Origin of the sequence: Pradoshia eiseniae (assembly GCF_002946355.1) — a bacterium.
GTDB classification, from domain to species: Bacteria; Bacillota; Bacilli; order Bacillales; family Pradoshiaceae; genus Pradoshia; species Pradoshia eiseniae.
On record NZ_PKOZ01000014.1, the window covers coordinates 34,788 to 57,106 of the forward strand.

Annotated in this window: 19 protein-coding genes, 1 rRNA gene and 2 riboswitches; all 20 genes read left to right on the forward strand. The window is 42.4% G+C overall.

Annotation, left to right across the window (positions count from 1 at the left end; genetic code table 11):
- Nucleotides 1-36: 36 nt before the first annotated feature.
- Nucleotides 37-1,416, forward strand: a complete 1,380-nt coding sequence (locus CYL18_RS16190) for a CpaF family protein (protein ID WP_104850550.1) — start codon at nt 37-39, stop codon at nt 1,414-1,416.
- Nucleotides 1,382-2,317 (forward strand): type II secretion system F family protein, encoded by a 936-nt coding sequence (locus tag CYL18_RS16195; RefSeq protein WP_236636500.1) that lies wholly within the window; start codon nt 1,382-1,384, stop codon nt 2,315-2,317. Before CYL18_RS16190 ends, CYL18_RS16195 begins: the two co-directional genes overlap by 35 nt.
- 3 nt (nt 2,318-2,320) lie before the next feature.
- Nucleotides 2,321-3,256, forward strand: coding sequence for a type II secretion system F family protein (locus CYL18_RS16200; RefSeq protein ID WP_104850551.1), 936 nt, complete (start codon nt 2,321-2,323; stop codon nt 3,254-3,256).
- A gap of 52 nt (nt 3,257-3,308) precedes the next feature.
- Nucleotides 3,309-3,524, forward strand: coding sequence for a hypothetical protein (locus CYL18_RS16205; RefSeq protein ID WP_104850552.1), 216 nt, complete (start codon nt 3,309-3,311; stop codon nt 3,522-3,524).
- Between the two features lie 22 nt (nt 3,525-3,546).
- Nucleotides 3,547-4,944 (forward strand): vWA domain-containing protein, encoded by a 1,398-nt coding sequence (locus CYL18_RS16210; RefSeq protein ID WP_104850553.1) that lies wholly within the window; start codon nt 3,547-3,549, stop codon nt 4,942-4,944.
- A gap of 57 nt (nt 4,945-5,001) precedes the next feature.
- A complete protein-coding gene (locus CYL18_RS16215; protein WP_104850554.1) occupies nt 5,002-6,354 on the forward strand; it encodes a hypothetical protein in 1,353 nt (450 codons plus the stop codon).
- Nucleotides 6,355-6,411: 57 nt separating this feature from the next.
- Nucleotides 6,412-7,284 carry a hypothetical protein gene (locus CYL18_RS16220; RefSeq protein ID WP_146102856.1) on the forward strand — a complete coding sequence of 291 codons (873 nt, stop codon included), beginning with the start codon at nt 6,412-6,414 and terminating at the stop codon, nt 7,282-7,284.
- 166 nt (nt 7,285-7,450) lie between these two features.
- A complete protein-coding gene (locus CYL18_RS16225) occupies nt 7,451-8,170 on the forward strand; it encodes a hypothetical protein (RefSeq protein WP_104850556.1) in 720 nt (239 codons plus the stop codon).
- Nucleotides 8,170-8,565: a TadE family protein gene (locus tag CYL18_RS16230; protein ID WP_049672382.1), complete on the forward strand. Its 396-nt coding sequence runs from the start codon at nt 8,170-8,172 to the stop codon at nt 8,563-8,565. Before CYL18_RS16225 ends, CYL18_RS16230 begins: the two co-directional genes overlap by 1 nt.
- Nucleotides 8,562-9,308 carry a Tad domain-containing protein gene (locus CYL18_RS16235; protein ID WP_104850557.1) on the forward strand — a complete coding sequence of 249 codons (747 nt, stop codon included), beginning with the start codon at nt 8,562-8,564 and terminating at the stop codon, nt 9,306-9,308. The genes CYL18_RS16230 and CYL18_RS16235 overlap by 4 nt, the downstream gene beginning before the upstream one ends.
- A 69-nt stretch (nt 9,309-9,377) precedes the next feature.
- Nucleotides 9,378-9,587, forward strand: a complete 210-nt coding sequence (locus CYL18_RS16240; RefSeq protein ID WP_104850558.1) for a hypothetical protein — start codon at nt 9,378-9,380, stop codon at nt 9,585-9,587.
- Nucleotides 9,588-9,658: 71 nt separating this feature from the next.
- A complete protein-coding gene (locus CYL18_RS16245) occupies nt 9,659-10,855 on the forward strand; it encodes a hypothetical protein (RefSeq protein WP_104850559.1) in 1,197 nt (398 codons plus the stop codon).
- Between the two features lie 22 nt (nt 10,856-10,877).
- Nucleotides 10,878-11,681, forward strand: a complete 804-nt coding sequence (locus tag CYL18_RS16250; RefSeq protein WP_104850560.1) for a hypothetical protein — start codon at nt 10,878-10,880, stop codon at nt 11,679-11,681.
- 186 nt (nt 11,682-11,867) lie between these two features.
- Nucleotides 11,868-12,821, forward strand: coding sequence for an AAA family ATPase (locus CYL18_RS16255; protein ID WP_104850561.1), 954 nt, complete (start codon nt 11,868-11,870; stop codon nt 12,819-12,821).
- Nucleotides 12,821-14,041 (forward strand): DUF58 domain-containing protein, encoded by a 1,221-nt coding sequence (locus tag CYL18_RS16260; RefSeq protein WP_104850569.1) that lies wholly within the window; start codon nt 12,821-12,823, stop codon nt 14,039-14,041. Before CYL18_RS16255 ends, CYL18_RS16260 begins: the two co-directional genes overlap by 1 nt.
- Entirely contained in the window at nt 14,038-16,248 is a 2,211-nt protein-coding gene (locus CYL18_RS16265) for a transglutaminase domain-containing protein (protein WP_161497156.1), read from the forward strand. The genes CYL18_RS16260 and CYL18_RS16265 overlap by 4 nt, the downstream gene beginning before the upstream one ends.
- Nucleotides 16,249-16,289: 41 nt before the next feature.
- A riboswitch (purine riboswitch) is annotated at nt 16,290-16,393 on the forward strand.
- A 244-nt stretch (nt 16,394-16,637) separates the two neighbouring features.
- Nucleotides 16,638-18,191 (forward strand): glutamine-hydrolyzing GMP synthase, encoded by a 1,554-nt coding sequence (gene guaA, locus CYL18_RS16270; RefSeq protein WP_104850563.1) that lies wholly within the window; start codon nt 16,638-16,640, stop codon nt 18,189-18,191.
- 325 nt (nt 18,192-18,516) lie between these two features.
- On the forward strand, nt 18,517-18,921 hold the full coding sequence (locus tag CYL18_RS16275; RefSeq protein WP_104850564.1) for a hypothetical protein: 405 nt from the start codon (nt 18,517-18,519) through the stop codon (nt 18,919-18,921).
- Nucleotides 18,922-20,013: 1,092 nt separating this feature from the next.
- Nucleotides 20,014-20,115, forward strand: a riboswitch (purine riboswitch).
- Nucleotides 20,116-20,244: 129 nt separating this feature from the next.
- Nucleotides 20,245-21,582: an NCS2 family permease gene (locus CYL18_RS16280; protein ID WP_104850570.1), complete on the forward strand. Its 1,338-nt coding sequence runs from the start codon at nt 20,245-20,247 to the stop codon at nt 21,580-21,582.
- A gap of 655 nt (nt 21,583-22,237) precedes the next feature.
- Nucleotides 22,238-22,319: ribosomal RNA gene (locus CYL18_RS16285) — 16S ribosomal RNA — on the forward strand; the annotation flags it as partial.

The window sequence follows — 22,319 nt, forward strand, 5'->3', positions numbered from 1 at the left end:
ATTGCCCTATTGACTAGTTGGAAGGGAGAGTGAACGATGGCGCTATTCAGTAAAAAGAGGGATGTTCCGCAGGATTTTCCGGTCAGCGGCTATAGTACCTCGCAAACAAACCCTTATATTGATGAATTGGTAGAACACTATAAAACGAGATTATTAACAGAGACCAATCTAGAAACATTAACCTCTTTATCAGAGGGAGAGAAAAGACTGACGATTGAGCGCCTTATCAGCACCTTCATGTCAGAGGAGAAGGTCGTTATCCCTAGACATGACAGGGAGTTGATGCTTACACGGCTAATAGATGAGTCCGTTGGATTTGGTCCCCTTGAGCCTTTATTGAATGATGAGAGCATTACAGAAATCCTTGTGAATGGGCCGGAAGAAGTCTTTGTTGAGAGAAACGGAAGACTTGAACGCTCAGACGTTGAATTCCGTGATGAATCGCATGTCAGGCATATTATTGACCGGGTTGTAGCCCCGCTTGGCCGCCGGATTGATGAGAGCTCACCAATGGTGGATGCCCGGCTCCCAGACGGCAGCCGTGTCAATGCTGTTATTCCCCCAATCAGCTTGAATGGAACCTTAATATCTATTCGTAAATTTCGTAAAACACCATTCGAAATGCGCGATTTGCTTGAGTTCGGTTCATTGGATGAGTCGATGATATCCTTTTTGGAATCCATTGTAGAGGCAAAATTGAACGTGTTGATCTCCGGCGGAACAGGGAGCGGGAAAACAACATTCCTAAATGCCGTTGCGAAATCGATTCCTGTACATGAGCGGGTCATCACGATAGAGGATTCGGCTGAATTAAGACTGAACAGAGGGTCTGTTGTAGGCATGGAAGCGCGTCCTGCGAATGTGGAGGGGAGCGGGGAAATCTCCATTCGGCAATTGGTCAAGAATGCGCTCAGGATGAGGCCTGACCGAATTATAGTCGGTGAGGTCCGCGGCGCGGAAGCCTTTGATATGCTGCAGGCCATGAACACCGGTCATGAAGGGTCCCTGACAACTGTTCATGCGAACTCCCCGGCAGATGCGCTTAGCAGGGTTGAGGGAATGGTCATCATGGCAGGCATGGATTTGCCTTCCCATATTGTCCGGGAATACATTGTGGGGGCGCTGGATTATATTGTTCAAGCTGAACGCCTGTCTGATGGGAAACGGAAGATCATGAATATATCAGAAGTGTCCGTGGATGAGGATAACAAAATTCAGATTAGAGATATCTTTACATTTAAGCGGACGGGCATGGGAGCCAATGGTGAAGTGCTAGGCTATCATACGGCAACAGGGCTTATTCCTAAAGCCCTGGAACGGATTCGTATCTTTGGTATTAAACTGGATGAACGCCTATTTACGCCAAAGGAGGAGTATTTGTATGAACGAAATGATTTACATTCCCCTACTCTCTAGTCTGGCGGTACTGGCATTAATTGCGTGCATTTATTCCTATTTGGGCTATCGAGCGCAAAAACGCGAATGGAAGCAGAAGCTATCTTCATGGTATCCGGAGAAGAAACGAACGAGCTTTTTCAGTGGACTAGGAGATAAATTCGATAAGACTGACCGTGCGAAGGAGCTTGGCGTGAAATTGCACAATGCGAACCTTCCGCTTGCCCCGTCAGAATATCTTGCCTTTCACATATTGGGTTTCCTGGCTCTGTCAGTCCTATTTACGAATATGTTTAAAATTCCTTTTCCCTTGAATGCCCTGATTCCTTTGGGTCTATCCTATTTTGCGCATTATGCGTTGTTTATGGTGCGGAAGAATAAATATGAAGAACGGTTTAATGACCAACTAGCGGACATTTGCCGTTTGCTTGGAAATGCGGCACGGTCAGGGATGACCTTGAATCAAGGGATTGATTTAGTGGCAAGGGAAACACCGGCGCCGGCAGGAGATGAATTTAAACGCATTTCACAGGAATTAAGGCTTGGGGTGCCGCTTGAATATGCGCTTCGCTCTATTCAGAAACAAAATAAATCCAGAGAATTTCAGCTCTTTATTGCCACGCTTCTTATTCAGAAAAAAACCGGCGGCAATTTAGCGGCCATTCTTGAATCAATGTCCAACACATTAGAGGATCGAAAAATCCTGAATCAATCAATCAAAACGATGACAGCTGAACAAAAGTACATCTCGTATATCGTTCCAGCTATGCCAATCTTTCTTGTGTTAATCATGAATGCCTCAATGGATGGATTTGTCGACCCATTATGGACGGGCCCGGGAATCGTATTGCTCTGTTTATTTATTGCAGGTGTGGTGCTCTCTTTCTTTCTGATTCGAAAAATTACAAATATAAAGGTGTAGTCTATGGATGCTCTCATCATTTTATGCGTTTTATTATTCTGGTTGTTTTTCTCTTTAACCATTCGGCATTATAACCGCTACCTGGATGAAAAAAGAGGCTTGATTAGCCATATAGCTGAGACTGTTCAGGATGGCTATCTAGGAACTAGCCGAAAACGAAAGAAGAATTCAAAGCTGACGGAAAAGATATTTACGTATTCCGATGACTTTGCTGATTTAGGCAAGCGCATTAACTTCTTCAGCGAAAACAAAGAGATTGAGGATTTATTAAGGAGGGCTGGCCGGCCATATAACTTTACGCTCGACCGGTTTCAAGGGCTCAAGATATGGCTAGCGGTCACCCTGTTTTTCGCCTCTTTAATCTTTTTAATTCTCGGATTTCCGCTGGCACAGTTTGGTCCTATTCTACTGCCTGTTTTTGGTTTTTTGGCACCTGTATTCTGGCTCAAGCAGGCTGCTAAAAAGCGGCAGGAGGAATTACGGCAAGATCTGCCCGATTTCCTTGATACAGTCAGCACGAGCCTGCAGGCTGGGGTCAGTCTAGACCAAACATTGCGCGAGGTGATTCGCTATTTCGATGGGCCGCTTCATGAGGAGTTTTCTCGGTTTAATCATGAGATTGAATTGGGGGTTCCGCGCGAGCTCGCGTACAGAGGATTGCTAGAAAGAAATGATAACAAGGAATTCCAGGGGTTGATTAAGTCGCTAATTCAGGGCTTGAAGCTCGGTGTCCCGATTGCGACTACCTTTAAGGTGCAGGCCGAGGATATGAGGCAATTCCGTGAAGAGAAGATAAAAGAACTGGCAGCTAAAGCCTCACCAAAGGTCACGCTGGTCACGACCTTTGTCGTTGCACCTGTGTCCTTATTGATTATTGCGGGGCTGATGATCTTGAACATGATTTATGGTGATAACAGTCTAGGAAGCTTATTTCAATAACCCCTCCCAAAAGGGAGTTATATAAATCTTATACTAATAGGAGGAATTTATTATGAACTATCTTACGGAAATGTATGTTAAAGCTTCTACAAGAGTTGGCGGTCTGTTAAAGAATGAGAGAGGTTCACAAACACTAGAGTGGATTGGGATTGCGGCTGTCATCGTCATTTTGGTTGGATTGGTTTCTACGGCGTTTAGCGGGTCTGGTCTTGGGACTACTATTGCGAGCAAATTTAAATCACTATTGGATAAAATGATTGCTGAATAATATCTATTTAGGGGTGTGCAACTTGAAGAAGTGGCTTGCAATTATTAGTATTCTTTTGCTGTTGTCAGGATGTTCTGAAGAGGAATCAAAACAAAAATCGCCATCCTCTGAAGCATCTCCGTCAGAAAAAGTGAATGGAAATGAAGAAAGTCTAAATGAGGAAAATGATACAAACCAAGACAAGGACCCAAATAATTGGCTTGAGAAATTTTCGGAAGCACCAGCTATTGAGATGAGCCCAGAATATCTAGCGAATCAGCTCCAAGGTCCATATGCTGAGTTTGATTTCCTAGAAGAGCCAGAGAAGTATGATAATTTTTTTGAGGATATGGAAGGAATACCAGCAGATGCAACAGAGGAAGAGCTAAATCAAGTTTTTAACTATTTAGTCAGTCAAGTATCTGTTGATCTCACAGACCCTCAAACGGTGATTGATAGCTGGAAGTCGAGTTCGTATGGAAACCCAGAACTGGAAGATTCACGCTATCATTTCAAAGAAAACTATAATATTGAGATTCTCATAGATTCAAGCGGCAGTATGGCGAATCAAGCAAATGGTAAGACGCGGATGGAGGCAGCGAAGGAAGCGATTAATAAATTCTTACAAGCTGCTCCTAAGAATGCCAAGGTTGCGCTCCGAGTATATGGCCATAAGGGGACCGGGTCAGATGCTGACAAAGAACTTTCCTGTAAAAGCAGCGAAATGGCCTATTCATTTAGCTCGTACAATGAGGTGGAATTTACAAAGGCATTAAATTCTTTTCAACCAGCCGGCTGGACGCCGTTAGCACAATCTATGATACAAGCTAAAGAAGATATGCAAGAATTTAACGGAGAAGCGCACACGAATATGGTGTACGTCGTGAGTGACGGCATTGAAACCTGTGGTGGGGACCCTGTGGAAGCAGCTAAAACTTTTGCAGATTCTAATATTCAGCCTATTATCAATGTGATTGGATTTGATGTAGATGGAGCTGCCCAAAAGCAGCTGAAGGAATTAGCGGAGAAGGCTAATGGCACCTATACAAATGTATATAATAGTGAGCAGTTATCAGCTGAATTTGATAAAGCAAAGGACATGCTGGAGAAGTGGGAGAACTGGAAGAAAAATGCCGACCTCAAGGCAGAGGTAGAAAGCGATGAGAGAGACTTGGATACAGGAAAACTAGAAAACGAATATGTACTTACATTTATGAAGCAAGAGAATAATATGTCTTTTCTTATTAGCGAATTGAGAGAGTTAGACATGATTACCTCTGACCAAAAGAAATATCTAGATAATAAGAGAATCGAATTGGTCAAGAAGGTAAATGAATCAAGAAAAACGATAATAAATGATTTAGAAAACTTAAACACAGAGACACTGGAGGAAACAAAGAAGCAAATCCAGGAGAAATACAATCAAAACACAAATAAATAGGAATAGTACAGACATCTAGATTATCAGCCGTTTCCTAGAATGAATGGGGAGGATTGGTTGAAGAGGAAAGTGGTTAAAAAGCTTTCTGTTTTATTAGCCATTATGTTTGTTTTGTTCCAATCCTTCCTTGTTCCGCTAGCAGGTGCAAGCTGGTCAGGAACTTCCTGGAAAGGTGATGCGTGGAAGGGTGACTCCTGGACTGGTGATGCTTGGAATACGGAAGGTTTCTCGTGGGAAGGAGAAGCATGGGATCCTGGGAAGGGCTGGATTCAGGATGGCTGGGAGCAAGATGGCTGGACGCAAGAAGGCTATACAAAAGATGGTTGGACAGGCGATGGAATAAGCGCAATTGACCCGGCAACCGGCCAGCCATGGACTGGGGATAAGGTGAATGGAATTGATCCCGCAACCGGACAGCCATGGACTGGGGATAAGGTGAATGGAATTGATCCCGTAACCGGGCAGCCGTGGACAGGGAATGGAGTAAACGGAATTAATCCCGCAACTGGTCAACCATGGATTGGCAATGGAAACAATGGAATTAATCCGGCAACCGGACAGCCATGGGCAGGACAAAACGGGAGCGGAATTAACCCGGCAACAGGATTGCCATGGATAGGTATTGGTTCCCCAGGGGCTGGATTGTCCATAAGTCAACCTGGCGCTAGTGGTGCTGCTGAATCAGATGAATTGGATATTAATCCATATGATATTTCAAAATATGTCATGAATGATCTCATTGTAGGTCAGGTGAATATGACTAAAGACATCGCTTCTGGTGACTTTAGCTTTAAACGCCCTAATGATATTTATGGATTAGTCCTAAATGGGTTTAAGTTAGGAATGGGTGATAACAGAGCCTTAGTCAACATTGATGATGCATATGGAATGGCGAATGCTGGGATTGATGGTGCAGCAGCCATTAAAACTTTGTGGGGATCTAGTTTTGCTGCAACAGGGAGTTTAAGTGGATATAGAAGTTTAGCAGCAACGCAAGTAAGTAGTTATACTTCTGCTTTACGACCTCCAATGAGCATGTTATCTAAGGTGAATGTTGCAACTGCATCTGTAGGAACTGTTTTTTCTGCAATAGATACTTTCAAAAATACAGGTAAAGCAATAGAGGTATATCAGAATGACAATAGTACTGGAGCGGCTAAAACAATTGCGGTTTCCGAAGCTACGGCATCTCTTGGTGAGGTATTAATGAATGGCGGAGCAGTGGCTGCGGCCATACCGGGGGGGCAGGCTATAGGAGCTGGATTAATTATTGCTGGCGCTGGGACATTTGCTATATCAAAAGGTGTAAAACTAGTTGTCTCGAATTGGGGCTCAATCAAAAGAGGTGCTGGTAAAGCTGGCAGGAAAATTGGCTCTCTCTTCAAATCAATTAAAGGAGCTTTTTCTTAAAGGCAAAACTGCAAAGGGGAAGGCATAACAGTTCCCCTTTGCCCATAAAAGTGGTCATTGGAAATTAGAAAATGCTCATCAGGAAGTAGGTTTATTATGGACAGATCAACAGTAGAAAAAGAGGCTAAAAAATACAAAAAATTATTGGAAAACTACTATGTTATGCCCTTTGCCTTTGAAGAAAATGGCCATAAATGGATGCTAGTTCAATATAATAGATTTCCAAAAAAAGATGATGCAATAGGGTTCGCTATTTTTCCCGAAAGACAGATGACATTGGATGAAAAAGAGTATATAATGGGAAACTTTTCATCCATTTTTGGAGGATTACTAAGAATTCGGAATGCTGTTAAGCCTCGTATTGATGTTTCAGAGGAATTAGCAAGGACTAATGAAAGAATCAACCTATTATTGGATAAATGGGCTGATAATGCAGAAAGAAAATTAATGGTCGAGAAATTCAAGGAGTTTTCTGATTATGTTTTATGGTGCCAGAAAGAAAAGAAAGAAAAATTCAGGGTTGCTGCTGAGATCGAACATAAGCTCTTTGAAACATTTACATTTACTAGTGAAGATCGGCAACGCCTATTAGAGGTGTTTCCTCATTTCGATGTATTAATCTACCTTCAGCAAAGACGGATGTATGAACAGTTAGATTCTAATCATCAACTTTTGACGAGTATTAAAAGAGATAAAGGGAGATTAAGCAGAGAGGATGCCTCATATGTAACAGAAATATTGGCTGCTTATTATGATCGGAAATCAGCAAGAGAGTTCGTTCAGGTTCTTGAGGAAGAATTCACCTTATTTAAGGAAGACCTTATGGCAGGTAGAGAGAGCTATGAGAAGCTGCTAGAATTCTCTGCTGAAAAGTACGCCTTAAAGGAAGCGGATGACTTGAGGTCAAATATGGGGATGCTTAGGAATTAATCGAGGCTTTGATTAGATATTAATTGTAATCCCTTAGTTAAATATTTGGTAGATGATGATATGTATTCTTACTACATCTACTAGTTATTTTGCAGCCGGAGTATAGGTGCTTTGAACAGCAAGCAGGCAGTTTAGTAATAAATATCTTGTAGATTGGGTGATTTGTATGGATAAACCTATTCGTGAAGCGTTCTCATTGTTTTCAAGTCGATTTGAGCATATTTTGCTGCTGGGAGTCACAATTGTACTGCCGTTATTGCTTCTTCATTCATTTCTATCCAATTATATTATGGCAGTGACTCCGACATTCTTCGGAACAACGATAATAGCGGACGTGTACATAAGCTTTTTGACGATTCTGTTGCTGCTTTATGCTCAGGCTCCATTTATTCGGTACATGTTTAATGAATATCAAGGTAATGAAGGAAGTTTGCGGAATGCATACTACTATTTCTTTGTTAATGGTTTTGAATTTTTTATGTTTGCTGTAGTGGCTAGTTTAATAGCGACCTTAGGGTTGGTTTTATTTTTTATTCCTGGTCTCATTATCATTACTCTCCTTTACCCAATTCCGTTCATTGCAACGATGGAAAATAAGAGTGTTTGGAAAAGTGTTAAGTCAGGACTCAGATTAGGCAGGAAACACTTCTTTAAATTATTTATACTTGTATTCCTGTTTGCTTTTATTGAGCTGTTTATTTCCTCGGGTATAACTCTCTTAATTTATTCACTCACTACCTCCTTTGCGGCACAGTTATTAGCCCACATGTTCTTGAACCTTCTCTTCTTCCCTATAATTACGTTAATCATTAGCGGATACATCATTAAGTGGAGAGAAGAGATTTATACAATTGAAAAGAGAGAAACCGAAGAGGGGTGGACGTAATGGACTTCAAGCGAGCAGTCAGCGAGGAGGAAGGTTCAGCCACATTAGAATTTCTAGGAATGGTCCCTCTTGTCTTCATGGTTATGATGATTGCCTGGCAGTTTGTTGTAGGTGTGCATGGAGTAATTGTTGCTCAGTCAGCTGTGAATGAGGCAGCCAAGGTTTATTCCATAACTGGTGAATGGACAGAGGCGAGAGCAGCGGCGCAATCGACTGTGAATCATATTAGTTATCTTCAATTAAAGAGTGCAGATACAGCGATGACAGGCGATTCCCAGTTCAATGCAAAGGTATCAGTTGACATTAATCTTGTGTTCCTGCCGGATATGCTATTCCCAAATGGCAAACCGTCCATCCCATTCACAAGTGAGGCTAGCGGGAAGGTGATTGAATGAGAAAGTCACTTCTTCACAATGAGAGAGGGAATATCACCCTCTTTCTCCTAGGCATGATTAGCATCATGTTTATTTTATTTATGGTCATTATAAATTTCGCAAAAGTATATGCCGTTAAAGAGAAATCCTTTACGACCTCCCAGCAGGCCAGTCTATCGGCCACGGCTGAGTTTTACGAAAGAATTTGGGATGTGGTGGCTGAGTTTGACGAGATTGATGAGGAAAACCTGCCGCCTGAGCCAGATCCGGATGAAGAAAACCCGCCTGATGTCAATCCAATAACAAAAGTCAAAATTAAGGTGAAGGTCAGTTTAAAGGAAGATGAACTGCGAGCCCGATATGGAAGCGAGAAAAGTGAGAATGAAATCCACATTGATGCTATTGATGAAGTGTTAGCGGATGAGTTAAACGCTGGTCTCGGAAAACGAAGGCTCAGGCAAGTGTTGACTGAGCAATATGAAAGCCGCATCAAGCCGGCAGTAATTGATAAAGCAAGGAATGTCATTCTTGCCAATGGAGGAAAGCTGGAACAAGCAGAAATCGCCCTGTTTCATGATGACCGCATTTACATAAAAGCAGCGAATGAATTCAAGGGGCAAGGCAAATACCTGGATGGATTTAAGGAAAAGGTGTTCCAAACGGGAGCGGGACCGGAAATCGGATTTATCTCGGAAATGGGAATCAGCGATGAAATGATTTCCTTATCAGATGAGCGGGATGCGGGCGTTATTTGGATTGACTGACGGAAATGGTCGCGGTATTAGTGGTTGATCTGGACTTGAGTGTTTACTTTATCGAAAGGTGTGACTAATATGAGCGCGAAAGAGAAAAAGTGGAGAAAAATCTATAAGTATTTCATGATATTTTATTATGCGATTCTATTGCCTGTGGCCATTTTGGATATCTTCATTAGCAGTGATATTTCCTATGGTATATTGGCAGCGGCTATCGCACTTCCTGCTATGCGAGCTAATCATCTGAGAGCTATTAGAGAGAAAGAGGGAAACTCCCTCGGGCAGTAATGAAAAGTAAAAAGGAATAGCCCATTCATCTAGAATTATCACCTTCCTTAATGAAAATAGGAGGTAGAGTAATGAGGCATGGTTTTTTGAGAAAAGCTTGTGTGCTATTTGCTGTTGTTTTTGTTCTTTTTCAATCTTTTATGCTGCCGATGGCTATGGCAAATGGAGCTTGGACAGGCAACTCATGGACAGGGAACAGCTGGAGCGGAGAAACGTGGGAAGGAAGTTCATGGACGGGAGATACCTGGGAAGGAAGCACCTGGACAAAAGAGGGCTGGCAGGGTAATAGTTCAGATTCCAATAGCGGCGGAAGCAATAGTAGCCCAGAGATCAGTAACGAGGCAGGCAGAGGAAATGGACTCATTCCTTCTGGCAGTGGTACGCTAAAGCCGTTACCGCCATATGTCTCTAACCCATATCTTTCATTTCAACCTTCAATCAATGGGGATAAAGGTGGAAACATCCAGGATGCGTTATTAAATGAATCTATCATCCCGTCGAACATCCCGAAAGAGCAAAAGGATGAAGACGGCAGAGTAGACCCATGGGATATTGCTTCCTATCTAGGCAATGATGTAATCAATGGTCAGGTTGACTTTGCAGTTAGCATCCTGGAACAAGGGGATAATGTCAATCTGAAAAGCACCTTTGGAGGGCCGAATTTCTTTTCAACACTAATTTTGAACGGGGCTAAACTACCTCTTGGTGACAGGACGCCTCCTTGGTTTGATTTAGTGGAGGATGTACATAATGGCTCGGGTATGGCTTTGGATATTTATAAGGGGTATTCTAATATATCTACAGCTGCTGGAACAGTAGGGGATGTTGTTCGTAATGGGACGGAGATGCTTCCTAATGTAGTTAATACTGCAAGGCCAGCATCCGGAGTATTAAGCAAATTTAGTATTGCAACAAATGTGGTGAGCACAGGCTTTTCTCTTGTTAATACTATTAAATCAGCCGGCGATACTTGGGATGTGATTAATAGTAAGGTTGCTACATCGGATAAGGTTGCAGCAGGTGCGACGACGGCTTCTGATTTTGGTGAACTGGTTTTTAATATCGGTATGACTACGGCAGCTTTTCCTGGTGCTCAGGCAGCTGGTTTGGGAATAGCGGTTGCTGGTGGAGTTATATGGGGTGTTGGAAAAGGTGTAAAATGGGCTGCTAATAACTGGTCGCGCATATCTGAATCCAAGATCGGAAAAGGAGCTAAAAATGCCTGGAAGGCGATAACGAAACCCTTTAAATGGCTGACTGGATCTTAATTGTATTAATGGGGATGATTAAATGAAGGAGTTTTTTGAGCAATATAGAAGACCGGGGGAGGAGTATCAATCTCCCGGATATGCCTTTAAGAATGAAGGTAAAATCTATCATATGGGTATATACGTAAAGAATGGAGAAGGTGTAGGATATGCACTGTATGCTGATTCTCCTTTGAGCGAGGAAGAGAAGCTAAAGGCCATAAAGTATATTGGTGGTATGCTTGTCTCTTTTACAAGAGTGAAGAGGACCTTTGAGAAGCAGGCAAGAGTGGAAACTTCTTATATGAAGAGGGCAAAAAAAGCTATCCGTAAATGGGCTGTGACTGATGGAGAAAAGAAGATGGCAGCCCGCTATGAAGAGTTTTTCGAAGTCATCCTTTCCGCTCGCCAGCGTTTTTTGGATGACTGTAAAAAGGTAAGTAAACTGCAACAGGGAATGTTTGAACAGGGATATTTTGAGATAAAGGATAAAGAATATTTAGATGCTCTCCTCTTAGATATTGATGCCACATTATATATTTTAATTAAAAGGCAATATGATGATTTTGAGGAAAATAAAGCTTTGTTAAAGTACATCGAAAACAAGCGGAATCGACTTGGATTCTTTAAATATCGTCTTTTAAAGACAAACTTATCTATGTCCACTTTAGATGAAATGTACGAAAATATACAGGAATCTTTAAGTACTTTTGATTCGAAATATAGCCATCTCCCTTCCGTTTTGGCTAACATTGAACATGAAGGATTAAGGAGCAACTTCGCCAGAACTTTGGTGAAGCGGGACAAGGAAATTGTGAGACAGACGATAGAAAAACTAAGAAACTAAAAACATATCATTTGGAAAAGGCAAATTAACCTCCTGATACCTATTCACTTGGGAGGTTGATTTGCCTTTAGCTGTTTCTTCAAAAAGCTCAATTTCCAATTTTTCAAACTATTTAACGTAAATTAATTGACTGTTAAGTAGGAATATTATAACAATAAGGTATAAAGCAGAGGGGGCCGTAAATATATGCAGGAAACAACCAATCCAACGATTCAGAAGATTATTCAGAATGTCGAGACAGTTATTATCGGAAAGACAGAGGTGGCAAAGCTAAGTCTTGTGGCTTTATTGGCTAAGGGTCATTTGCTCTTAGAGGATGTGCCGGGAGTTGGGAAGACGATGCTTGTGAAGGCATTGGCGAAGTCCATCCAGGCTGATTATAAACGTATTCAATTCACCCCTGACCTGCTTCCTTCTGATGTGACAGGCATTTCGATTTATAACCCGAAGGAGCATGAGTTCGTGTTTCGCCCAGGTCCGATTATGGGCAATATAATCCTCGCAGATGAGATCAACCGCACCTCCCCTAAGACACAGTCAGCACTTCTTGAAGCGATGGAGGAACATCGCGTGACCGTTGATGGCGTTACCCATCAGCTTGATTCTCCTTTCTTTGTTATGGCAACCCAGAACCCTATTGAATATGAAGGTACGTATTCCCTCCCGGAGGCTCAGCTTGATCGGTTTTTAATCAAAACAAAAATGGGCTATCCAGATATGGGGGATGAGATAGCGATATTAACGAATGCTCAAATGCAGGCATCGACCGATCAGTTAAAGCCGGTGATTACGCTGAAGGATATGGCTGCGCTTCAGGAGGAAGTGCAAAATGTCTTTGTCGATGAATCGATTGCGCGATACATTGTTGAGCTAATGGCTAAGACTCGTACTGATAAACGGGTATATTTAGGTGTCAGTCCGCGTGGGTCGATTGCTTTAATGAAGGCTTCGCAGGCTTGGGCCTTTATGCACGGCCGCAAGTATTGCCTGCCGGATGATGTTCAATATTTAGCCCCGTATGTATGCAGCCATCGAATCATCATGAAGTCGGAGGCGCTGTATGAAGGGATTGATGCGCAGGCAATCATCCGAGAAATCTTGGCGAAGACCTCTGTGCCGGTCCAAAGGCAAGTGAACTAATGATGAGCAAGTTCCGCCTTCTTCTTAGAAAATGGTCGACATTAATCATGCTTTTGTTTTTGCTTGGGACGACTTTTTCCTATGCTATGTTTCAAGGTGGCTTTGTTAGCTGGTTCCTTTTCTATAGCTTTCTTCCGTTTGTTATTTATGCATGGCTTATCTTCCTTTATCCATTAGATGATTTCCGCGTTGAACGGGTAATGGGTGATCGGACGCTGCATGCGGGTGATTCGTTAGAAATGAAGATTCGAATCAAACGCAAATATCTTGTACCAATTGTGTACATATTCGTCGATGAGCAGCTTCCTGGGAGGCTTGGTGTATTATCCGGCAGTACGAAGCAGAGTGCACTTGTCTTCATTGGCTTTAAGAAAGAACTTGAGTTTTCCTATACAATCAAGGATTTAGTCAGAGGGGAGCATGAATTCTCGGATCTTGTTCTGCGCACGGGTGACCTGCTCGGTATGTTGGAGAAGGAATGCGTAGTGGAGGCAAAAGAAACGGTGCTGGTCTTGCCGAAGACCGTACCTCTGGCTGTTCGCCAATTGAAGAGTGAATATGAGCATGGACAGCGAGCCAATTTGTATAAGCTCAGGCAAGAGACAGCAATGGTATCGGGGATCCGCGATTATGAGCCAGGAGATCGTATGGTGACGATTGACTGGAAATCCAGTGCGAAGGGATTGGGCTTGAAATCGAAGAACTTTGAGGAGAATCATAGCAATGACAGCTTCCTGATGCTCAATGGAATCAGCGAGTACCACATATTTGAGGAGATGGTCACCTTTGCTGCATCTTTGGCAGAAGCCGTGCTCGAGAAAGGAATGCGTGTTGGAGTTTGGGCCCGCGGCGGGCAGCATAATCAGCTGGTTGAGGTAAAAGAGGGCAAGGTGCACCGGAAGCGAATCATGTATTTCCTCGCTAGGCTGAAAGCCTTGCAGTCAGGGGAGGGCTCTTATGCCCCGCCGAAAAGGTCTATTCCTGAGCATGCTTCATTAATCTTTATCACGTCTGAGTTGAATATGCCTATGGTGCAGGCTTATACCCGATTGTCTGATGGGAAGCATCCGCTAACTATTCTTTTCTTCCGGAAGGATGTGTCGCGGGAGCTGGAGAAGCCTGAACAGGATGCCTATTCTTATGCGGCCAATCATGGTGTGGCGATTTCCGTCATTCATGGAAGAAGCGAGTGGGATATATGGAAGGAGCGGATGAGATGAAGAATCAAATGAATCCTGGTGTGCGTCTTCTTTTATTCTTCTTTGCGTTCCTGCTCTTTTTGGAATGGCTGAGGCCGATTGACGAGGTAACGGATACATCGAATATTGGCTTTTTTATTGGGTATGCAGCCCTGCTGGTTGCGCTGTATGCCTTTAACGTATCGTGGAAGTGGATGGTCCCTGTTTCCTTCCTTTATATAAGCGTTAGCCTGTATTTCCTTCATTACCAGGCTGTTACGAGGATGGGAGAGGAGAGCTGGCTTGGCCTGCTGTTTGCTGATTTGGCAGAAGGGATCGGTGATTCGTTAGCGGCTGACTGGGCCGGACTAACTCCTGGTTTCCGTACATTTCTCTTCTTCATTGTCATTTGGATGCTGAGCTATCTGCTCCATTATTGGGTGATGGTGAAGCAGCGCCTCTTTTTGTTCTTGTTTCTGACATTCTTATATGTGACTGTGCTTGATACGTTCACGCCCTATGATGGGGACGGGGCTATCGTTCGGCTTGTCATTTGCGGGTTTGCGGTGCTTGGAACCTTGGCATTGATTCGTCTCTTTACTCATGGTGGCCTTCCGTATTCAGCGAGAAAGGTTAGTATTTGGGTTTCTGTGCTTGCAGGTATGATTGCCATAGGTGTCTTAATTGGCTTCTCGGCTCCCAAGCCTCAAGCGATTTGGCCAGACCCGGTTTCCTTTATTAAATCAACATCAGAGAAATATGGGTCTGATCGCAAGAGGATAGGCTACGGAGAAAATGACCAGCAGCTCGGCGGTGATTTCGTGGGAGATAATTCAGTCGTTTTCAAAGCAGATACACCAGTCCGAACAAAGTGGAAGATCGAGCATAAAACAATCTATACAGGCAAGGGCTGGGAAAGCATAGGGAATAATAATGGGCAAAGAGCCTTTAGTGAAGATGAGGATATTGGCTTGTATGATTATTTTGGAGAGAGCAAGAATGATGAATCAGAAGCTTCGCTTGATATCAATATTGACCATGGTCATATCCCTTATCCAAGCCCGATGTACATCGACAGCATTACAGTAAACGGAGATGAAAATCCGCAGGAGCTGCTTTATTCTGAGAGGACCGCCCGTATTGTTCCGCTTGATGTGGAGGATGGAGAGCGGGATAGGATTGAAAACATTGACATCACCTTTATGAGCCCAACCTTTTATCTGGATGTCTTGAGAGAGAACAGACTGGATGACTATGATGAAGGGCTTTTAGAGGGGGAATATGTACAGTTGCCATCTTCCTTGCCATCAAGAGTGAGGGACTTAGCGTACGAAATTATCTCTGAGAATGCCGAATCTGATTCTGTTTATGACCAGGTGAAGGCAATTGAAGAGTACTTGCAGGGAGAGAAATTTACCTACAGCCAGGCAGGAATCCCCTATCCTGAAGAGGGCCAGGATTATGTCGACCAATTCCTGTTTGAAACAAATATCGGCTATTGTGATAATTTCTCGACAGCCATGGTCGTATTGGTGCGCTCATTAGGCATTCCGGTGAGATGGGTGAAAGGCTACACGGCGGGCCAAACGGTATATGATAGCGCGGCGGGCGGCTCCGTTTATGAAGTGACGAATAACAATGCCCATTCATGGCCAGAGGTGTTCTTCCCGAACACGGGCTGGGTCCCGTTTGAACCGACAAAGGGTTTTAGTCAGGAAGCGCGATTCATTGAGACATTTGACCAGGAGGAGCAAGATGAACCTGAAACTTCTGAAACCGATGTGCCGGATGAAGAACGAGAGACAATGCCTGAGCGAGAGGATGAAGGGGCTGGTGGAGGCAACTCCTTTAACATGACAATGGTGATTGATGCCTTGAAGGATTCCTGGAAAACGATTGCCGGTGCGGTGATTGTGTTAGGAGCGGTAATTTCGCTCATTTATTGGCAGAGGGGCAAATGGTCTCCGCGTCTCTGGGTCTTCTATTATAAAAGGTCAAAATCAGAAGCACGATTTGCGAAAGCGTATCTTCGCTTGCTTGAGGAACTGAGTCGCTTTGGCATCAAGCGGGCAGAAGGGCAAACCTTGCGGGAGTATGCGCGCTATGTGGACCAGTTCTTTGGGACATCAGAAATGAGCAAGCTTACAGCTGAATATGAACGAATTCTTTATTCAGGCACAAGTACACAACCGGATTGGAATGAGTACAGATCAAAGTGGGAGAAAATGATTTTGAAAACAATTGCTTGACCTCGGTTTTCGCTCACTGTTACAATTATGCGAGGTTAATATTATTCAACATCCAAACCCTTCATATAATTTCGGAAATAAGGTTCGAAAGTTCATACCAAATCACCGGATAAATGATTTGACTATGAGGGAAGTATATAAATAGCGACTAGAATTCTGAAATACATATAGGGGATTCTAGTTTTTCTTTATTCGACAGGTTATGATTATAAGTGAGCTCGTTCGAAAAGATGAGCAGCTTGGGTGAGGACATATGATTATTCGTTTGTTGCACCGGGGAAATGCCTGATGCTTTTGTTGACGAATGGGAGGATTAAGAGGTAGGTCATCTCTTTGGATGATTAATTGCTCAAGTTAACCGATCTAAACTATTTAATGAGGTGAAAGCAATGGTAGAAACAACAGATCTTCCAATTCAGGAAATGGTTGTCGTCCTTGATTTTGGGAGCCAGTATAACCAGTTAATCACGCGAAGAATACGTGAGTTCGGGGTATATAGTGAATTGCACCCGCACACAATTACCGTTGAGGAAATTGAGAAATTAAATCCAAAGGGAATCATCTTCTCTGGAGGGCCAAACAGCGTGTACGATAAAACGGCTTTCTCCTGTGATGAACGTATCTTTGATATGGGCATTCCGGTCATGGGCATTTGCTATGGCATGCAATTAATGACACAGCACTTCGGTGGGAAGGTGGAACGTGCGAGCAAGCGTGAGTACGGTAAATCTGACATCCATGTTAATCATGAATCCGTCTTGTTCAAAGGTCTTCCAGAGGATCAAACCGTATGGATGAGCCATGGTGACCATGTCGTAACAGCGCCAGAAGGATTCGCTATCGATGCCACAAACCCATCTTGTCCGATTGCGGCGATAAGTGATGACAGCCGCCAGCTATATGCGGTTCAATTTCACCCGGAAGTACGCCACTCAGAATACGGTAATGACCTTCTTAAGAACTTCGTATTCGGCGCATGTGGATGTAAGGGCGACTGGTCTATGGCCAACTTCATTGAAATGGAAATGGAGAAAATCCGCCAAACAGTCGGCGACAAGCAAGTACTTTGCGCGCTCAGCGGCGGTGTTGACTCATCTGTTGTAGCCGTATTGATCCATAAGGCAATCGGTGATCAATTGACATGTATCTTTGTTGACCACGGCCTTCTTCGTAAAGGTGAAGCAGATGGCGTTATGAAAACCTTTAGTGAAGGTTTTAATATGAACGTTATCAAAGTGGACGCAAAAGAACGCTTCATGTCCAAGCTCGCTGGTGTCAGTGACCCAGAACAAAAACGCAAAATCATCGGTAACGAATTCATCTATGTATTCGATGATGAAGCAACTAAATTAGAGGGCATCGACTACTTGGCGCAAGGTACACTCTACACAGATATCATTGAGAGCGGTACAGCAACTGCGCAAACAATTAAGTCCCACCATAATGTTGGCGGGCTTCCTGAAGACATGCAATTCCAATTGATTGAGCCTTTAAATACGCTCTTCAAAGACGAAGTTCGCGCTCTTGGAACAGAATTGGGCATTCCAGACGAGGTCGTTTGGAGACAGCCGTTCCCTGGACCAGGTCTAGGAATCCGTGTTCTTGGCGAAGTAACGGAAGAGAAGCTTGAGATCGTAAGAGAATCTGATGCCATCCTCCGCGAGGAAATCCGCCTTGCCGGTCTTGACCGTGATATTTGGCAATACTTCACCGTCCTTCCTGACATCCGCAGTGTCGGTGTCATGGGCGATGCGCGCACATACGATTACACAATTGGTATCCGTGCCGTAACATCCATCGATGGAATGACATCTGACTGGGCACGAATCCCGTGGGATGTGTTAGAGAAAATCTCTACACGTATCGTAAACGAAGTCGACCATATCAACCGCGTCGTGTATGACATCACGTCTAAGCCGCCTGCGACGATTGAATGGGAATAAATGTAAAAAAATGGAAATTAAACAGACGATATTTATATCGTCTGTTTTTTTGTTTTTTAAGAAGCTGATAGAGGATATATGTTTTAAAAATAGCATGTTAAAAGTAAAAGTCCGATTGTTTTAATTATGTGTTAAAGGGCCTTGGAACAGAAAAGGTAAGAGATATAGTCGAGCTAAAGAAAGAGAGAAGGAAAGGGAACATGAGAGGGCGTTTAAGAAGAGTCAGATGAGTAGGTGAAAGCATATACACTGTTGAAAATTTCCACATTTTAGATTATTATATTAATATAATAGTTTCGACTAATGAAATTAGAAGGAGGAGAACATGAAACAAATAAAACAGAAGTATTTTTCAATCGCAGGAATGGTAGTAGGTGCATTTTCCGTTATTATGTCATTTGTTGTAAAAGGCCAGAACTATAGTAGCTATGAATATCGTTCTTCATATGGTGGTGATGCATACACAGGAATTCAAAACGCTGCAGCAACTACAGCTAATAATGTAGGATATTTAACAGATTTAGTAGCATACGGACTGTTTGTAATTCTGTTAGTATTTGGTTTGGCTTGTATAGTGTATTTTGGCAAAAAGTTGTTAGTTGAATTGGAAGAAGAAAAAATGACAGCAGAAAAGAAAGTAGCTCCGGAAGGAAATACTGCAGAAGAAAGAAAAGAACCGGAAGTTAAAGTGGAAGAGTGCGTAGACGCTGCATCTGTAATAAGTGAGTAGATAATTTCTCCTTGGATAATAACAACAGTAGTGGGCTCTGTGCTCTTAAATGAGAAGGATTGCTGACCAATTATTATACTCTGAAGTATTATACTTTAAATTATAGTCTTAACTACATTGATTGATGAGTTACCATAACTAAAGTCCCGGAGTTAAATAATAACTGGAGTGTTCTCCCTTGAATTAGAGGCTTGCAGTTGTTAGAATATGGTTGCGATAAGCCACATCATATTTACAGGATAGTATGTATAATATGGGTGATAGCATTTTGATAGCAAAATTTCAAATAGACCATATTTTAGGACTGAAATCATAATTTGCAATTTATCAAAAGGCCTTGAAATCAACAAAAATCCTAAGTAAAACTTGCAAAGTCATCGAGTGGGAATAATATAAGTGTTATCGAGTCCTGAAAAACCGTACAAGGTTTTTCAGGACTTTTTATTTTTGTGTCACTATAGTGTATGGCTACTTCTGCGCATAAGATAATGACAGGTTTTGGTGGTGGTCTATCAATTGTCATGCATTTGGTTTAGCTTGCACTTCTTAGATTCATATCATAAACGTTCATTGTCCAGTACAATCATTCATTTGTGTTCTTCTTGCCATGCTCCCCGCTTCGTGGCAGGAGGGATATTATGCATGAATGATAGCTGTCTCCTTGCTCTATACATGAATCCAAGAAGAATTTTTATATTCAAAGGTAAGGGGGGGGATGTTTGGTTCAAAGAGAATGGTTCCGTTTCTTGGGGGATAAAGGTATTTATGAGGGTATAGATTGGATGTATATCAGTCAAAACTCTAAGATCTTTGCTTCCCGGTATGCCAGGTGTCAAAGTCGTCTCTGTTATAGGTGAACACGCGATTATGATAGATGAGTTCAAGCAAATCTATACGATTTTTTCGAATATCATGGGATTGATCTTTTGCGAATGTCGCATGAAAAACACACAGAAAGGAAGATTTTTCACCCATCGGTAAGGAACGTGTGGCATATACTGGAATATAAACGAACGAAACATCATAAATATAATTAATTGTTCGGTTATTGTTTGACCGTAAATAAATATATTGATACAATACTAATGAACTAATCAAATAAATATAAATCTTCGTATAATCATGGGGATATGGCCCATAAGTTTCTACCGAGCTACCGTTAATGGCTTGACTACGAGTGAATGATAGTACACTTAATATAGGTGTATTCTCTTAACTTTTGTCACCCTGAAACGATTCGGTTTCGGGGTGTTTTTGTTTTCTTGGAAACAAGTCGTAGTAATGGACGTGATGAATATGAAGAGAAGGGGAGTTACGGAAGAGATGAAAAAGTATTTCCAATTTGATGAACTCGGCACAAACTACAAACAAGAGTTTATTGGGGGATTAACAACCTTTCTTGCGATGGCCTACATTTTGGTCGTAAACCCATTGCAATTGACTTTGGCAGATGTTGAGAACCTGCCGGATGCGATGCGTATGGATCATGGAGCTGTGTTTGTTGCAACAGCACTTGCAGCAGCGGTTGGCTGCTTCTTCATGGGTATTATCGCGAAATATCCTATTGCATTAGCTCCTGGTATGGGATTGAATTCTTTCTTTGCTTATACTGTTGTTCTAACTATGGGTATTCCTTGGCAGACAGCACTTTCTGGTGTATTAGCTTCCGGTGTCATCTTCGCAATTTTAACCTTGACTGGTATTCGTGAGACCATTATTAATGCGATCCCTGGTGAATTGAAATATGCAGTAGGGGCTGGGATTGGATTATTTATTACATTCATTGGCTTGAAAAACGCGGGACTAATTATCGCTGACCCGAACACATTCGTGGCGCTTGGAGATTTCACAAATGGCAACACATTGCTTGCGGTTGCTGGATTATTCATCACAGTTGTTTTCATGGTAAAGGGAGTTGGAGGCGGTATCTTCTACGGCATGATCATCACGGCAATCATTGGCATGATTGCAGGATTGATCCAAGTTCCAACTGCTGTATTCAGTTCGATTCCAAGTGTGGCACCAACTTTTGGAGTCGCGCTTGAGCCATATTTGAACCCTGTTCAATCTGATTTGTTCACGGTTCAATTCCTGATTGTTGTATTAACATTCTTATTCGTTGATTTCTTCGATACCGCTGGAACCTTGATGGCTGTTGCTAACCAAGCTGGTTTTGTAAAAGAGAACAAGCTTCCTCGTGCGGGTAAGGCGTTATTCGCGGATTCTCTTGCAACAATCACTGGTGCATTGTTCGGAACCTCGACAACGACCTCTTATATTGAATCGAGTGCGGGAGTAGCGACTGGCGCAAGATCTGGATTTGCGGCAGTTGTGACAGGTTTATTATTTATCTTGGCATTGTTCTTCTATCCTTTATTGTCCGTTGTCACGTCAGCTGTAACAGCGCCGGCGTTGATTATGGTTGGGGTGTTGATGTGCGGTTCCCTTAAGAATATTGAGTGGAACAAGCTTGAAGTTGCTGTACCGGCATTTCTGACAATCATCATGATGCCATTAACAAACAGTATCGCAACAGGTATTGCTTGCGGATTCATTTTCTATCCAATCACAATGCTGCTGACAGGCAACCAGAAGCGAGTTAACCCGATTATGTATGGATTATTCGTCATATTTGTTTGCTACTTTATATTCCTTAAATAAAAGCAGGAAATTTACTTACCCCATATCTTTTGCAGATATGGGGTTTTTCATGTTTAATTGGAACAATGTAAATCCTGGAGGATACGGTGTGCCATTCGATTATGTGAGCCGCCACTTTTGCTTATTGTACAAGTTATATTCAGTTCGTTTTCGTGTGTAGTTATACCTTGTGTGGGGATGCATAAAGGGAGTATGCTGTGTTCAGCATAAAGAGCGGGCTGTTTGTTGCTGTGAACGAAAAAGGTATGCTCTAGAAATCCACCTTCTTAAAAATACTATTTTTATATATAGATAGAAGATATCATATTTGTAAAATTGAAATTATGCAGTAGTTGTTGACAGTTAAAGACTATGCATGCTACTATTAGTAAACACCGAGCGAGATGAAGAAAACAAATTAAAAGTTGTTGACTTTTGATTGGTAAGGTGATATGATTTAAAAGTTGCTTTTGAAGCAACTCGGAGTAATAATTGTCATTCATTTACATTAAAAGAAATGGTTGACAGCGAATTGTTATTCTGATATAGTAGTAAATGTCAATGAGATACGACAAATTGTTCTTTGAAAACTAAACAAAACGAAACGCTAAGCAAGTCTTAAACAAGAGAGTTTAACTCTCGTCAATGTTTTATTTTTAAAAGCTAGATCAAACATCTTTCGGAGAGTTTGATCCTGGCTCAGGACGAACGCTGGCGGCGTGCCTAATACATGCAAGTCGAGCGAATCAGATGGGAGC

Bases quoted from the DNA above. Each gene is read 5' to 3' on its own strand.
- CYL18_RS16190 (WP_104850550.1), top strand. From the start codon at position 37: ATGGCGCTATTCAGTAAAAAGAGGGATGTTCCGCAGGATTTTCCGGTC.
- CYL18_RS16195 (WP_236636500.1), top strand. From the start codon at position 1,382: ATGAACGAAATGATTTACATTCCCCTACTCTCTAGTCTGGCGGTACTG.
- CYL18_RS16200 (WP_104850551.1), top strand. From the start codon at position 2,321: ATGGATGCTCTCATCATTTTATGCGTTTTATTATTCTGGTTGTTTTTC.
- CYL18_RS16205 (WP_104850552.1), top strand. From the start codon at position 3,309: ATGAACTATCTTACGGAAATGTATGTTAAAGCTTCTACAAGAGTTGGC.
- CYL18_RS16225 (WP_104850556.1), top strand. From the start codon at position 7,451: ATGGATAAACCTATTCGTGAAGCGTTCTCATTGTTTTCAAGTCGATTT.
- CYL18_RS16230 (WP_049672382.1), top strand. From the start codon at position 8,170: ATGGACTTCAAGCGAGCAGTCAGCGAGGAGGAAGGTTCAGCCACATTA.
- CYL18_RS16235 (WP_104850557.1), top strand. From the start codon at position 8,562: ATGAGAAAGTCACTTCTTCACAATGAGAGAGGGAATATCACCCTCTTT.
- CYL18_RS16240 (WP_104850558.1), top strand. From the start codon at position 9,378: ATGAGCGCGAAAGAGAAAAAGTGGAGAAAAATCTATAAGTATTTCATG.
- CYL18_RS16245 (WP_104850559.1), top strand. From the start codon at position 9,659: ATGAGGCATGGTTTTTTGAGAAAAGCTTGTGTGCTATTTGCTGTTGTT.
- CYL18_RS16250 (WP_104850560.1), top strand. From the start codon at position 10,878: ATGAAGGAGTTTTTTGAGCAATATAGAAGACCGGGGGAGGAGTATCAA.
- CYL18_RS16255 (WP_104850561.1), top strand. From the start codon at position 11,868: ATGCAGGAAACAACCAATCCAACGATTCAGAAGATTATTCAGAATGTC.
- CYL18_RS16260 (WP_104850569.1), top strand. From the start codon at position 12,821: ATGATGAGCAAGTTCCGCCTTCTTCTTAGAAAATGGTCGACATTAATC.
- CYL18_RS16265 (WP_161497156.1), top strand. From the start codon at position 14,038: ATGAAGAATCAAATGAATCCTGGTGTGCGTCTTCTTTTATTCTTCTTT.
- guaA (WP_104850563.1), top strand. From the start codon at position 16,638: ATGGTAGAAACAACAGATCTTCCAATTCAGGAAATGGTTGTCGTCCTT.
- CYL18_RS16275 (WP_104850564.1), top strand. From the start codon at position 18,517: ATGAAACAAATAAAACAGAAGTATTTTTCAATCGCAGGAATGGTAGTA.
- CYL18_RS16280 (WP_104850570.1), top strand. From the start codon at position 20,245: ATGAAAAAGTATTTCCAATTTGATGAACTCGGCACAAACTACAAACAA.